Raw genomic sequence first — 13754 nt, 5'->3', positions numbered from 1 at the left:
TAGAGTATTAATGGTATATATATTAAATATACCTTTTTATATTAAAGACCATAACACCTTTACTTTGATGGAATTTGAATTTGATGAGCAAAAAAGTACATCAAATAAAGTAAAACACGGTATTGATTTCATAGAAGCGCAAAAGCTATGGCTTGACACTAACAGAGTAGAAATTGCTGCTCGTGTTGTTGATGAACCTAGATATCTCGTAATTGGACAAATAAACGATAAGTATTGGGCTGCTGTCATCACCTATAGGTCACAACGAGTGCGAATTATTTCAGTACGCCGAGCCAGAGATGAAGAGGTAAAACTATATGAAGGCTGAAGAGTTTGATCAAAAATTTGATGCAGGTGAGGATATAACTACGTATCTGGATATGAACACGGTTCGTCGTCCAGGTTATGAACAACGACCTGTAAACGTTGATTTTCCTATCTGGATGATTGAAGCACTTGACCGGGAAGCTGCGCGAATAGGCGTAACCCGACAATCAATCATCAAAGTATGGATTGCGGAACGACTTGAGCAGCACATCTAAACTTATTGTACCCACCAAACCCAGATGTGAGTGTCAAGTACAATCATTGCAAAACTTCCCAATCTTCTAAAGCAACAGGTTCTGTGGGGTCATCATACTGATATGGTTGTATGTTATGTAAAGGATAAGAATTTTTATCTGATTGGGATTTTGGATCTGCTTGATTTTGTAGCGTTTTAGTTTCTAAAATAATCACTTCTACAGTTTCCCCTGCATGAAAGGGTAAACCTTGCAATGTCAAAGTTCCATCTTCAGTTAAAACAGCTTCGATTTTATGCGCGTTCATCTGAAAATTCCTGATGTGAGACAATTTTAGATTATTTTACAAATAGCCCGCTTAATCAATCTTCAATAATATCTACTTCCATTTCTTCAAGTAATTGGGAAAGACTAATTTTTTGCTGTAAAGTCATTTTGACACCAGGGGTAAGTTCCCCATCACGCATAGTGGTGTCAAAGATGAAAACTTTAGCCATACATTTCTCCCCATTACTCCCAACAGCTAATTCGTTGCTGACTGGCTTTCTTGATAAATGATTTCTTGAAACTGAATCATATCTTTTTGCGGGTCAGCGTGACTAACTTTGACTAATAACTGTTCTCCCAATCCTACGGAACGTTTAAAGAACATGGGTAACTGTGAGCCTAAATCTTCTAATAAAATTAGCGCTAAGTTGCTGTCTTCTCGTAGCCACATTAAAACTGTCACCTCCCAAACTTGGTCGGGATGTCGGCGCAAATATTCTAAAGTCCAATATTTATTAGTTTGTCGTTCTACCTTTGTCACTTCTTGGGTGGTAGAGGTGACAGTCATCATTACTTCTCGGAGTTGGTCGGCTGTAAAGGGCGGAACTTCACCCCGTAAGTGGGCTTTAAGTTGAAAATGAGTCAGTAAGTCACTGTAGCGGCGGATGGGTGATGTTGCTTGAGTGTACGTATTTAAACCTAAACCCGCATGACGTAGAGGAGTGATGCTCATTTCACTCTTGGGCATACAACGACGCAGGGCGCAGGCGCGGACAAACCCGGCGGGGAGTAGAAGTAATTCTTCGTCTGGGGGTAATTCTGGTTGTCGTTGACCGCGAAATGGTAAGGGTATGTTGTGTTCTTGGCCGTAACGGGCGGCGACTTCCCCAGCTAAAATCATCATTTCTGCTACCAATTGCCGGGAGGAGGAATCATCTAAAATATCAATGTCGATCTGGTCATTTTTGACTTTGATCATCGGCTCCGGCATATTGATACTGATGGCTCCTTGATTATACCGCCAAGATTTGCGCTGCTTTGCCCAGTTAGCGATCGCCTCAATTTCTGGTTCTGCTTCTACACCCAACTGCAACATCTCATCCACATCTTCATAGGTGAGACGATAGGTCGGCTTAATAAAACTCGGATGAATAGTATAATCTTCTACAGCGCCGCTTTCATCTAACATCACCCCAAAACTCAAAGCACAAGACACCCTGCCCTGTACTAAACTCATGGGGCCAGTTGCCAATAATTCCGGGAACATGGGAACCATCCCCGTAGGCAAATACACTGTAGTGCCGCGTTTTCTAGCTTCTAAATCTAACTCATCTTCTGGCACTAACCACCGAGTCGGATCAGCAATATGCACCCACAAACGTTCGCGCCCATCTGGAAGTAATTCCCAACTTAGTCCGTCGTCTATTTCGGTAGTGCTTTCATCATCAATTGTATAGACTTTTAAATGAGACAAATCTAGGCGATTTGTATCTAAGTCGGTGGGGGGAAAATCCAAACTTTGTTGCGCCACTTCTAATACCTTGCTGGAAAACTGAACAGGAATTGACAAACGACGCAGAAACAAGTTCTCATGGATATTCAACCAACCCAAATCCACCAATAACTGAAAAGCTCCTGGGGGAGTTGCAGGACGTTTCAGCATCTTCATGGTTTCTGACACTGGGCCAGGAGGAGGATAGGCACGGGCTAAAGTATCATAATTTACTCCCATTAGCATGACATCAGCCACTAATGTTGCATATTTTTCCAATGCTTCTAATCGCTGACGGTCGTGGCGTTGCCAATCCACTGTTTCACCCTGGAGGGCTTGTTCTACACGCGCTAAAAATTCCTCTTGTCCCCTAGCTTTAAGTGCTGTTACTTCTGCCTGGTGTTTTAGTTCTGCTACCTGCGCCGCAGTTCGTGGTTCATAAGCTTCTCCTTTTTGCTTGAAGTAGAGTTTGTCTTCTGATAACAAGCAATGAGCAGCATAACAAGCCGCCGCCTCTGATGCTGAGAACAGCAGATTGGCCATTTGCGCTGGTGTGACAGTCTCTCCATCTTCCACCAGTAATTCCCAAGCTACTTCCAGACTAGAGGGATCTATATAAGGTTTAACCTGCCCTTGAAAACTGCCTATATCCGAGGGCTTATAGGTTTCTCCGTTAACTGTATAACTTATTTGTCTAGGGGCGAGGCTGTGAGATTGACCCCGTTCATCTACTACAAACCAACGGGTTTTACCGTCCGGGCGATCTACTACACCCAGACGGCGATCGCCTTGAACCCTAAATTCAACTAGCGTACCCTTATCCACAACTCTCGCAATTATTGGTGAACATTTTTAATAGTTGGCAGTTCAGAGTTAGGAGTTTTGATTCTTAACTCATCACTCATAACTCATGAATTTTTCTTATGCTTCTGCATTGACAAATGGCAATAAAGCCACAATCCGCGCCCGTTTAATGGCTAATGTCAAATCGCGTTGTTGCTTACAGGTCAGTCCTGTAATCCGACGGGGTAATATTTTACCTCTCTCGGTGATAAATTTACGCAACAAGTCAACATCTTTGTAATCGATTGGCTCTCCTGGCTTAATGGGAGACAGGCGACGACGATAATAGCTCATCTTTACTTAATTTCCTTGTGAACAGTGTGTTTATTGCAGTGGGTACAGAACTTTTTCAGTTCTACCCGGTTAGTCGTGTTGCGACGGTTCTTTGTACTGGTATATCTAGAAACACCAGGAGAACGCTTATCTGGATTAGTCCGACACTCAGTACATTCGAGTGTCATTATTATACGGGCACCTTTACTCTTAGCCATAATCTTATCAAACAGTCAAGCCTGAAGAGAATTAACACAAATTACTATCTTCTCACACTTCGGAGCGTTTTTTCAACTAATCGCTTAATTTTTATATCAAGGGACAAGCCGCGACGCGACGAAACTATGAAAGTACCAACATAGCGGTCATGGAGAGCTTGCTGCATCTGGTTTTGAGCTAGAGCAGCGCCACAATCAATTGCTAGGGGAAGTAATAGCAGTATAGCAGTGGGGTTAGCTCTGATGTTAGCCAGGGCAATTGACACCAAAAGCGCGCCGAATCCAATTATAGCTTCTCGCAGGAATAGCGATCGCAAGGTAGGGATTCTGCCTGTAATTTCGCCATTTCTGACTTCCAGAATTTTCAGATCAAAAGCCCAACGCCCTATACTTTGCCCTTGATTGTTATAAACTATCAGTACCCGAAAAATCAGCCAGCAGAAGAGAAAAGAGAGAATCTGCAACCACTGGATACCAAGATCAGCACTTCCTAATATAGAACTGATTAACCAGACTCCCAGAAAATCAAGACCTAATGCCATTCCTCTCCGTCCAATATCAGCTTTGGGATAGTGTATTTTGGGGACTCGTTCTATAGTCATAAAAAATAAATAGGTGTTTTTATTTAGCTGGAAAAATAATCATTGCTCCTGTTGTTTATATTAAAGTGAAGACTGAGGCGATCGCTTGGCTAATGTCGGCAATTAAGCCACATTTTGCACCGAGTTAATTCCTTCTCCACACCATTGCACCAGTAACCAGCGACGAGAATCCTGATCAAGTGCTGGCAAAACACGGAAGTTAAAAACTTCTTGCCATACTTCTAACTCATACTGAGAGACAAAATCTGCTTCCAGGTCTTGGAAATGTTGCCAGGAGCGATCGCCTATAGCAGTTATTATAGGAATAATTGTCATAATTGGGATTTGGGTAGCTACAGGTGTCATCACTCATACTGCCATTATGATATGCTTTCCTAAAAAGTCAGAGTCATTGGCCATGCTATCAGTTAGCGATGCCGAAGCAATTATTTTAAATTTAGTACGTCCGTTAGATCAGCAACGGGATATAGAAATTATAGATTTATTCGTAGCAGATAAAAGAATTATTTCCACCCCCATTACCAGTAAATTAGATTTTCCCCATTGGGATAATTCCGCGATGGATGGCTACGCAGTCCGTTACCAAGATGTACAGCACTCTAGCGACGCACAGCCCACGATTTTAGAAATTATTGAAGAAATTCCCGCCGGATATCAACCTCAGTGTACAGTCAAAGCAGGGCAAGCTGCGCGGATTTTTACAGGTGCGGTAATGCCAATGGGGGCGGATACTGTGGTGATGCAGGAAAAGACACGCCGAGAAGAGAATCGGGTATTTATTTTGGCTGCGCCCCAACCACAGGAATTTGTTAGACACCAAGGAGCTTTTTACCAAGCAGGACAAGAATTATTACCCAGAGGAGTTAAATTAAATCCTCCTGAAATTGCAGTGTTAGCGGCGGCACAATGTGCGAAATTAAGTGTTTACCGTCGTCCCCGTGTGGCAATTTTCTCTAGTGGCGACGAGTTGGTAACGCCTGATCAACCTCTGCAACCTGGGCAAATTGTTGATTCTAATCAATATGCTTTAGCCGCTTTGGTGAAAGAGGCGGGGGGAGAACCATTATTGTTAGGTATTATTCAAGACAATCCAGATGCTTTGCGAGATGCGATCGCCTATGCCATAACTCATGCTGATATAGTTTTATCTTCTGGTGGTGTGTCTGTAGGTGATTATGACTATATTGATCAAATTCTAGAATCTCTGGAAGCTAAAATTCATATTCGGTCTGTCGCCATTAGTCCAGGTAAACCCCTCACCGTCGCCACTTTCCCCACTTCCCACTCCCCAATTTACTTTGGTTTACCGGGAAATCCTGCTTCAGCAATGGTGACTTTCTGGCGATTTGTGCAACCAGCTATGAAGAAACTTTCCGGGTTGGCTACAGGTTGGGAACCAGAATTTTTGCAGGTGCGATCGCATCACGAGTTAAAATCCAGTGGCAAGCGAGAAACATACATTTGGGGTAGCTTGCATTTAATTGATGGAGTTTATGAATTTCACAAAGCCGGTGGTAGTCACAGTCCTGGTAACTTAATTAATTTAGCTCAAACTAATGCTTTAGCTGTTCTGTCTGTGGGTACAACATTGATTGCTCCACAAGCCGAGGTAAAAGTTTTGCATCTTGCGTTCGGATGAAATGTGTTTTTTAGGAGAAACGAACCGCAAAGTTCGCAAAGTTCGCAAAGAAAGAAAGAAACAAAGAAAGGAAGAAAGGCAAAAATTGCGTTGGTGTAGTCTTGAGAAAAACTTAGGACTTACGCAACAACTCTGGTGAAACCTCTTTCCTTTGTGTTCTTTGTGTCCTTTGCGGTTCGTTTTTTCATAATTTACCTTATAATTCCTACTTCAATCTCCCAGCCAAAGTAGCAACTATAGATAATAATTGAGCCGGTGGAATGGGTTTAGCGAAGTGCATTTGAAAACCTGCGGCTAAAGCTTCTGTATGGTCCGCATATTCAGCGTATGCAGTGAGGGCGGCGGCGGGAATTTGTCCCCCGGCTTCCGGACTCAACTTTCTCACTTGACGAATTAAGGCATAACCATCTTCTTCTGGTAAACCAATATCCGATAAAAGTACATCGTACCCGCCGGGGTTGGCTCTCAGTGTTGCCAGAGCTTCTTTGGTTGATTCTACTCCAGTCATTTCTGCGCCATACTCTTCCAGCACTGTTTTAAATAATTGGATGACCTCTGCTTGATCATCTACTACTAATACCCGCACTCCTTCCAGGGATGGAATTTCATCCATTGAGATTTCTGGCTGACTTGTGGAAGCGGCTGGTTCTGTGGATGTGGGCAGAGATATCTGTTCCTTGGCGGCTTGCAGAGGTAGCCTGACGGTAAAAGTCGCCCCTTCACCTTCACCCTGGCTTTCGGCTTCAATTGTACCGCCGTGGAGTTCTACCAAATAGCGAACAATGGAAAGCCCCAGTCCCAAGCCAGGGTTGGAGCGGGTTTTGCTGCCATCTGCTTGACGGAATCGTTCAAAGATGTGGGGAAGAAAGTCAGCACTAATGCCATAACCAGTGTCGCGGATTTGAATCTCAGCCAGAAAATCAGTGTAATCTAGGGTGATGGCAACTTTACCCCCGGTTGGGGTGAATTTTACCGCGTTAGAAAGTAAATTCCAAAAGACCTGCTGTAATCGATTTGCATCGCCAACCATACTTTTGGGTACGGGAGGTAGTTGGGATTGAATTTGAATATTTTTGGCTTCGGCTGAGAACCGCACAACCTCCATAGCAGATTCAATTACGGAGACTAAATCAAGTTTTTGGGCATCCATCCGCAGTCTACCGGCACTAATGCGGGAGATGTCTAATAAATCTGTAATTAGATGGGCTTGAGCTTGGGCGCTGCGCTCAATGGATGCTAAACCCTTATTAATTGTCGCTTGATCAAATTGCTTCTTTTGTAATAACTTCGACCAGCCCAGCATAGAATTAAGTGGGTTTCGCAGTTCGTGGGAGAGAATCGATAAAAACTCATCTTTGGCGCGGTTGGCGGCTTCTGCGGCATTGCGAGCTGACTGTTCTTGACCTAATAAATGAGTGCGTTCTGCTTCTAATTGCTTTTGCTGAGTAATATCTTCAATTACTAACAGAATCATTTCCCTATTGTCTGTTAGGGTCATTTTTCGGGCATTGAGCCGCATGACTTTGTGTCCAATTTGCTCAAAGTTGTGTTCAATTTCCAGACCTTGAAACTGGTTTTGATAAGGGAGAATTTCTTCTAAAAGCGATCGCAATGGGGGAATATTCCACTGTCCATTGCCGATTTCGTAAACCAGGCGTTGTTCTGTTTCTGGTGGTAGAACCTGAAATGTATCGTAGAAAAATTGATTAGCGCTCATCACCCGTAAGTTGACATCCAGCACTACTAGAGATTCGCGCATCGTATCGACAATGGCCTGCACATAATCTCTGGATGTTTTAATTTGTTCCGAACTGCGTTTGAGGTTGTCAATATCAACTAAAATCACCACAGCACCATCAATTTTGTTGTCTATTGTCCGATAAGGTCGAATCCGCAGGTCATACCAACGCCCGGTTTTGTCTTGAACTTCTTGGGTTTTAAAATTGAGGGTACTAATTACATCTAAAATTTGTTTCTCTAAATCAGGAATATTCAAATTGTGGTTAATATCACTGATTGGTCGCCCCATATCACTGGAAATTAGGTTGAAAATTTTCTCAGCTACCGGGGTATAGCGGCGAATTTGCAGATTTCCGCCCAACATCAGAATGGGAATATTAATACTGCTAAGGAGATTTTGTAAATCGTTGGTGACTTCGTTTGACTGGATATTACGCCGTTGCAGTTCGTCATTAATCGTATTCAGTTCTTCGTTGGTAGCCTGAATTTCTTCTTTGGCTGTTTCTAATTCCTCATTAGTGCTTTGTAATTCTTCATTACTGGAGAGAATTTCTTCATTAGCAGCGCGTAAATCTTCATTGGTGGCTTGCTGTTCTTCAATAATGGATTGCAGATACTCTTTATTGGCTGCTAACTCTTGTGTGAGTCGGCTAATCTCCTGCTTTTGCTCGTTGGGCTTGCTTTGCTTAAACTGCCCAGGAGGGCTAACTCCTTCTAAAATAGCCTTTGAGGAAGATGAGGATGAAAACAGCACTAAAAAGTACCATTCTCTAGCCGTAGCAGGTTTAAATGGCACAACATCAATTTTTACCTGTCTGACTTGCTCATGATCTCTCATTTGTATGCCTGACTTACTGATCGGCTCTTCTCGATTTTTGGCTTGATGAATAGCGGTACGTAACTCTAACCGTAATTCGTCTTTAGCCATTTTCAGTAAGTTAAAATTCGGTCTGCCTAGTGGCGGTTGCAGATAAGAACTGGTGTATCCCCGGAATTGCAAAATTTCCCAATCTTCGTTGATAATCACACCCACTGGAGCGTAGTCATTTAACACAATCAGGTCAGCAGTTTTATACAGTTCCAGATCATTCCAGGTATCAGCGCTGACTGGTGGCTCGGTGTTGACAGTTTCTAAAGGATAGTTGTTGGTAATTATATCTATGCCCAAGCGAGTTGCAGTGATTTTCCGGGAATATATCTTATTCTTTCTATCCACTAAAATAAACAAGTCCAAGAGATCACCGACTGTTTCCGATGTGCCTAACATCAAAAAACCATTGGTATTCAGACCGTAGTGGAAAATAGGCAGTAGCTTTTTCTGCACGGGGCTGCCCAAATAAATTAGCACATTGCGACAGGTAATTAAATCCAACCGGGAAAATGGGGGGTCGCCAATCAGGTTTTGTCTGGCAAAAACGCATAGTTCCCGCACTGGCTTGCTAATTTGATAACCGCCCTCGACGGGGACAAAGAAGCGCTGGAGCCGTTCTGGTGAAATATTTGCTATTTGATTTATTCTATAAATACCATTGCGCGCTTCTTCAATTGCTAATTCGTTGATATCAGTAGCAAAAATCTGGATGGGAATATTAATTACCTGATTAGTTAAAAACTCTAGCAAGCAGATAGCGATAGAGTAGGCTTCTTCACCTGTAGAACAACCAGCTACCCAAATGCGGATGGGTGAGTTTGGGGTTCTATTTTTGGTAATTATAGGAAAAACTTCTGTCTTTAAGGCTTCAAAGGCTTCGGTATCGCGGAAAAAACTGGTGACAGTAATTAATAAATCTTGATATAAAGCTTTAATTTGTGCGGGGTTTTCTTGGAGATAACTGACGTAATCTTCTAGGCTGTCTAGTTTAGATAACATCATTCGTCGCTGGATGCGCCGCTTCAGGGTGGTTTTTTTGTAATGGCTAAAGTCAACTTTGGTCGCAGTTCGCAGCAGACTGAAGATGTTTGTCAGAGCATCTCCGGTTTCAGGTATTGTATCTATGACTTTAACTGAGGTGGGATGATTAACGTAGGGATGATGACTGATATCAGCTAATTTTTCGGCAATTTGTTGTGGTGTCAAAATAAAGTCTACATATCCCGAAGCTACGGCTGTATTCGGCATACTATTAACTTTTGCTGAATCTTCACACTGAGCAAACGTGATGCCCCCAGCTGCTTTGATTGATTCTAGTCCCTTTGTACCGTCGGAGTCACCCCCTGAGAGTACAACCCCAATGGCTTTGTGTCGCCGTTCTTCTGCTAAGGAAACAAAGAAAGCATCAACTGTCATGGAAAATCCCAGAGTTTTTGTGCGTGGACTCAGTTGCAGGATTCCTTGACTAATGGTCATCATCGTATTAGGCGGAATCACATATACATGATTTGGTTTTACAACCATGCCATTTTCCACTTCTACCACAGCCATTGTGGTAGTGCGAGAGAGAATATCTGTCAACAAACTTTTTTGATGGGGGCTGAGATGCTGAATTAAGACAAATGCCATACCTGTATCAGTAGGTAAATGGCTAAGTAATTCTCGGAATGCTTCTAAGCCTCCCGCAGAAGCACCCATTCCCACTACCGGAAATAATTCGTTTTGGCTCACTTGTTCCCGGTCAGAAGAGTTGGATCGAGAGTTCATTATTTCTAGCCGAGTAGGTTTCGGGAAATTGTTTTTTATCTATTGAGCTTTGATCTGTCCACTCCTAACATATCTAAAACTGAGTCGCAGATGTAGGCAGAACTTACGATTGACAAATTAGACAACAAGTGGGGTGGGGAGTGGGGAGTAGGGAGTGGGGAGTAGGGAGTGGGTTAAAACCTTTTTGTTGTCTCAGTTTGATTATCCGTTTATGTCTTAACTTCCTTGGCGATTGCTATAAAATTACTATGATGGCAACAAAACCCGCATTATTTCAGAGATATAGTCTATGCAGCTACTTCAAACAACCGATAAGGATTTTTCTGTTCGATTTAAAGCCCTGGTGAGCGATCGCGTGAATTATCAAGTTAATTTTTCTGGTACAGTTTTATCATGGAATTAAGCTGTTTAAGTGGTTAGAGTATTGAAGATGGTTTCCACAGAAATACTTAGTAAACTCCAAGGACTCAACCGTGCTGATAAACTATACATTGTTCAGGTTTTAATTTCAGAATTAGCCCAACAAGAAGCTGATCTAATTAAACCTGAGCAATCTTATCCTGTTTGGTCTCCCTACGATGCTTTTGAAGCAGCAAACACGATGCTAGAAGTTTTGCAAGCTACCAAAGATCAAAACAATGTGTAATGTCGAACAATTTACCTTCATCAATGCTGATACAACTTTGGGCGAGGCTGGTTTTCGCCCGTATATGCCCATAACACTTGTGAATCAAGAATCTTCAATCCCAATATCAGCGTTGTTAGATACAGGTGCGACAGTAAATGTGTTGCCTTATACAGTAGGTCTTGATCTGGAGTATGTTTGGGAACGTCAAACAGCAACTTTGAATTTGACAGGGAATCTGGCTCAGTATGAGGCTCGCGTTGTAGTTATTCAAGCCAGAATTGGTAAATTTGAACCTGTACAACTTGTATTTGCTTGGACAAAAGCTGTGCAAGTTCCCCTCATTTTAGGGCAAGTTAATTTTTTTATGGAGTTTGACGTTTGTTTTTATCGCTCGCAACTATATTTTGCAGTAAGTCCTAAGAAGAAAGTATCAGAATAGTTGTTACAGCACAACGCAGCATAAATAAAATCAAGCATTGAAGCTACATTATTATTAATATAATTATTACGGCAAAACCCGCATTATTTCAGAGATATAGTCTATGCAGCTACTTCAAACAACCGATAAGGATTTTTCTGTTCGATTTAAAGCCCTGGTGAGCGATCGCCGGGAAGCCACGGTTGATGTTAGTGGTACAGTTAAAGATATTCTCGCTGATGTGAAAGTGCGCGGTGATGCCGCAGTCAAAGAATATACTACCAAATTTGATCATTACAGTCCCCCATCTCTGCATCTGAGCGCTGATTTTATTGCCGAACGCGCTGCACAATGTGCGCCAGATGTCAAGACAGCGCTGGAATTAGCGGCGGAAAGAATTGGGTTTTTTCATCAAAAGCAATTACCCCAAGATATTGGTTATACAGATACAGCCGGGGTGAAACTGGGATTAAATTGGGTGTCTTTATCCCAAGTGGGGATTTATGTCCCTGGAGGACGGGCTAGTTATCCGAGTTCTGTACTGATGAATGCCTTACCTGCCAAAATTGCGGGGGTGGAAAGAATAGTTATGGCTGTACCTATGCCGCGCGGGGAAATTAACCCTGCGGTACTAGCAGCAGCCCAAATTGCTGGGGTTACAGAGATTTATAGCATAGGTGGGGCGCAGGCGATCGCCGCTTTAGCTTATGGTACAGAAACTCTCACCCCTGTAGATAAAATTGTCGGTCCTGGTAACGCCTATGTTGCAGAAGCCAAACGCCAAGTATTTGGGACTGTAGGTATTGATAGTGTCGCCGGACCTTCGGAAATTTTGGTGGTCGCAGATAGCCAAAATAACCCAGAATGGATAGCCTGGGATTTACTCTCCCAAGCTGAACACGACCCCAGCGCCCAGTCTATTTTAATTACTGATTCTGCCAGCTTTGCAGAGAAAGTGATGGCAGCCATTGAGCAAATACTCCCCCAGCTACGAACTCAGGAAGTAGCTAGAACCAGTTGGGAAAAACATGGTGCGGTGATTTTATTGGAAAATTTAGCTGACAGTATACCTTTACTAAATCAGTTAGCTCCCGAACACGTAGAACTGTGCGTAGATCATCCCCAAGAACTAGCTAGTAAAATTAAATGTGCGGGGAGTATATTTCTAGGACGCTATACCCCAGAAGCCATTGGCGATTATTTAGGGGGACCAAATCACGTTCTACCTACCGGACGTTCTGCACGTTTTGCTTCTGGCTTAAGTGTGTACGACTTCCTCAAGCGAATTACCTATTTAGAATGCAGTCAACAAGCACTGCAAACCATTGGTCAAGCCGCCGTTACCCTTGCTACTGCTGAAGGTTTACCCGCTCATGGTGGGAGTGTTTCTATCCGCTTACAGTAAATGTGCGGTGGAAAAATTAAACTTCTCAGGGAGTTCCAGAAAATACATTGCCATCCCCCCTGCTCCCTGCTCCCCAGCTATAACTGTGTAGGAATATGATATAATCACGCCCCTACACAGTCAATTATCGCCGTTTGGGAGAACTACGTTTGAGTTCTCGTTTTTCCTGTTCTCGCAGCTGGCGATCGCGCCAATCTGCTACTGTTAAGTAACCAACGCCACCAGTTACAGCTACTAGCAGTAAGATGGCGACTAAAGCCAAAATATTCAGGAATGGATTTTCCACGCTTCCCCTATAATCCGTTACGTCCCCAAACTACCATTGCAATTGACCAAGTGAACACAACCAATAGTGATACCCAGCCTAGTGTCAAAGTTGCCATAGTCTTACTTGCTAAATCATTACAAAACGTCTCTAATACTTATCATAATGGGAAAGGGCTGTTGATTCTGCAAAGGTTTTTCTAATCTGTGGATAAACAATTGATGGCGGAGCGCTTAGAATCTCTCAAAGCTGGGATCGTGGGGAGTATATGTTTGTCTATCACTTTCTTAATTTCCAGTATGGTTAATCATCTGGTATTAACGAAATATTTTCCTACCCTGGTAAGTCTGCAAATCAATCTTAATTGGCATTGGTGGCTGAGTGGGGGAATTGCGGCTATTTCTGGCTTGTTATTTGGTGTTACCTATCGCTACATTATCCGCACAGATGAAAATCCCCAACTTAAATCTGGTGGTGTCATGGCTTTCGGTTTAGTCCGGGGGTTAACTCAAATTGAAGCTGCTGATGCGGTGTTACCTAGTTTGGTGCTGGCTGGGGAAAGTATTATCTGGTTTGCAATGGCGGCGATCGCCCTGGATACTACAATTAAATTAGGCTGGCTGAAAGCCTTTCAAACTTAAACTAAGTAGTAAAATACAGCGATTTCCAATTATATAAGGGAACTCCAGAAAATAAATTATCCAATTTCAGATGCATTCTTGAAAAACCTACACCTGTTAGAGGATGTTCGTAAAGTATCGATTATTACTAGCCCTGGCGACTAGAAGTCGCGGCTACACAAACT

The 13754-nt window shown here is 42.8% G+C and carries 17 protein-coding genes; 7 read left to right on the top strand and 10 right to left on the bottom strand.

Going from position 1 to position 13754, the window contains the following annotated elements; all coding sequences use genetic code 11:
• Positions 1-10: 10 nt before the first annotated feature.
• Both ACM0OP_RS01630 and brnA read left to right on the top strand, forming a co-directional pair.
• The gene (locus tag ACM0OP_RS01630; protein ID WP_414526644.1) at positions 11-328 is read left to right on the top strand and encodes a BrnT family toxin; all 318 of its coding nucleotides are present in this window, start codon (positions 11-13) and stop codon (positions 326-328) included.
• Positions 318-542: a type II toxin-antitoxin system BrnA family antitoxin gene (brnA, locus tag ACM0OP_RS01625; protein ID WP_414526643.1), complete on the top strand. Its 225-nt coding sequence runs from the start codon at positions 318-320 to the stop codon at positions 540-542. Before ACM0OP_RS01630 ends, brnA begins: the two co-directional genes overlap by 11 nt.
• A gap of 43 nt (positions 543-585) precedes the next feature.
• On the opposite strand, the gene ACM0OP_RS01620 is transcribed toward brnA, so the two are convergent.
• The 7 genes from ACM0OP_RS01620 to ACM0OP_RS01590 all read right to left on the bottom strand — a co-directional run bounded on the left by ACM0OP_RS01620 (position 586) and on the right by ACM0OP_RS01590 (position 4561).
• Positions 586-828 (bottom strand): hypothetical protein, encoded by a 243-nt coding sequence (locus ACM0OP_RS01620; protein ID WP_414526642.1) that lies wholly within the window; start codon positions 826-828, stop codon positions 586-588.
• Between the two features lie 55 nt (positions 829-883).
• Positions 884-1018, bottom strand: a complete 135-nt coding sequence (locus tag ACM0OP_RS01615; RefSeq protein WP_414526641.1) for a hypothetical protein — start codon at positions 1016-1018, stop codon at positions 884-886.
• 26 nt (positions 1019-1044) lie between these two features.
• Positions 1045-3105, bottom strand: coding sequence for a ribonuclease catalytic domain-containing protein (locus ACM0OP_RS01610; protein WP_414526640.1), 2061 nt, complete (start codon positions 3103-3105; stop codon positions 1045-1047).
• Between the two features lie 96 nt (positions 3106-3201).
• Complete coding sequence (rpsR, locus tag ACM0OP_RS01605) at positions 3202-3417, bottom strand: 30S ribosomal protein S18 (RefSeq protein ID WP_414526639.1); 216 nt, start codon at positions 3415-3417, stop codon at positions 3202-3204.
• Positions 3418-3419: 2 nt separating this feature from the next.
• Positions 3420-3614 carry a 50S ribosomal protein L33 gene (rpmG, locus tag ACM0OP_RS01600; protein ID WP_239731208.1) on the bottom strand — a complete coding sequence of 65 codons (195 nt, stop codon included), beginning with the start codon at positions 3612-3614 and terminating at the stop codon, positions 3420-3422.
• 44 nt (positions 3615-3658) lie between these two features.
• The gene (locus ACM0OP_RS01595; protein WP_414526638.1) at positions 3659-4216 is read right to left on the bottom strand and encodes an RDD family protein; all 558 of its coding nucleotides are present in this window, start codon (positions 4214-4216) and stop codon (positions 3659-3661) included.
• A 102-nt stretch (positions 4217-4318) separates the two neighbouring features.
• A complete protein-coding gene (locus ACM0OP_RS01590; RefSeq protein ID WP_414526637.1) occupies positions 4319-4561 on the bottom strand; it encodes a hypothetical protein in 243 nt (80 codons plus the stop codon).
• A 52-nt stretch (positions 4562-4613) separates the two neighbouring features.
• On the opposite strand from ACM0OP_RS01590, the gene ACM0OP_RS01585 reads away from it, so the two are divergent.
• Positions 4614-5855, top strand: coding sequence for a molybdopterin molybdotransferase MoeA (locus ACM0OP_RS01585; protein WP_414526636.1), 1242 nt, complete (start codon positions 4614-4616; stop codon positions 5853-5855).
• 205 nt (positions 5856-6060) lie between these two features.
• Here the strand turns inward: ACM0OP_RS01585 and ACM0OP_RS01580 are convergent, their stop codons facing one another.
• Entirely contained in the window at positions 6061-10233 is a 4173-nt protein-coding gene (locus ACM0OP_RS01580; RefSeq protein ID WP_414526635.1) for a chemotaxis protein CheB, read from the bottom strand.
• 430 nt (positions 10234-10663) lie between these two features.
• On the opposite strand from ACM0OP_RS01580, the gene ACM0OP_RS01575 reads away from it, so the two are divergent.
• The 3 genes from ACM0OP_RS01575 to hisD all read left to right on the top strand — a co-directional run bounded on the left by ACM0OP_RS01575 (position 10664) and on the right by hisD (position 12684).
• Positions 10664-10879: a hypothetical protein gene (locus ACM0OP_RS01575; protein ID WP_414526634.1), complete on the top strand. Its 216-nt coding sequence runs from the start codon at positions 10664-10666 to the stop codon at positions 10877-10879.
• A complete protein-coding gene (locus ACM0OP_RS01570; RefSeq protein WP_414526633.1) occupies positions 10872-11300 on the top strand; it encodes an aspartyl protease family protein in 429 nt (142 codons plus the stop codon). The genes ACM0OP_RS01575 and ACM0OP_RS01570 overlap by 8 nt, the downstream gene beginning before the upstream one ends.
• A 103-nt stretch (positions 11301-11403) precedes the next feature.
• Positions 11404-12684, top strand: a complete 1281-nt coding sequence (hisD, locus tag ACM0OP_RS01565; protein WP_414526632.1) for a histidinol dehydrogenase — start codon at positions 11404-11406, stop codon at positions 12682-12684.
• A 124-nt stretch (positions 12685-12808) separates the two neighbouring features.
• Here hisD and ACM0OP_RS01560 read toward each other — a convergent pair whose 3' ends face one another.
• Together ACM0OP_RS01560 and petN are read right to left on the bottom strand one after the other, a co-directional pair.
• Positions 12809-12970, bottom strand: a complete 162-nt coding sequence (locus ACM0OP_RS01560) for a hypothetical protein (protein WP_414526631.1) — start codon at positions 12968-12970, stop codon at positions 12809-12811.
• Between the two features lie 7 nt (positions 12971-12977).
• Positions 12978-13067, bottom strand: coding sequence for a cytochrome b6-f complex subunit PetN (gene petN, locus ACM0OP_RS01555; RefSeq protein WP_006195543.1), 90 nt, complete (start codon positions 13065-13067; stop codon positions 12978-12980).
• A 103-nt stretch (positions 13068-13170) separates the two neighbouring features.
• Here petN and ACM0OP_RS01550 point away from each other — a divergent pair, with 103 nt between their 5' ends.
• Complete coding sequence (locus ACM0OP_RS01550) at positions 13171-13590, top strand: hypothetical protein (protein ID WP_414526630.1); 420 nt, start codon at positions 13171-13173, stop codon at positions 13588-13590.
• Positions 13591-13754 lie beyond the last annotated feature (164 nt).

Origin of the sequence: Nodularia chucula CCY0103 (assembly GCF_963923915.1) — a bacterium.
GTDB classification, from domain to species: domain Bacteria; phylum Cyanobacteriota; class Cyanobacteriia; order Cyanobacteriales; family Nostocaceae; genus Nodularia; species Nodularia chucula.
Note: the sequence above shows the minus strand (reverse complement) of the source record. Positions and strands in the feature narration are given on the sequence as shown.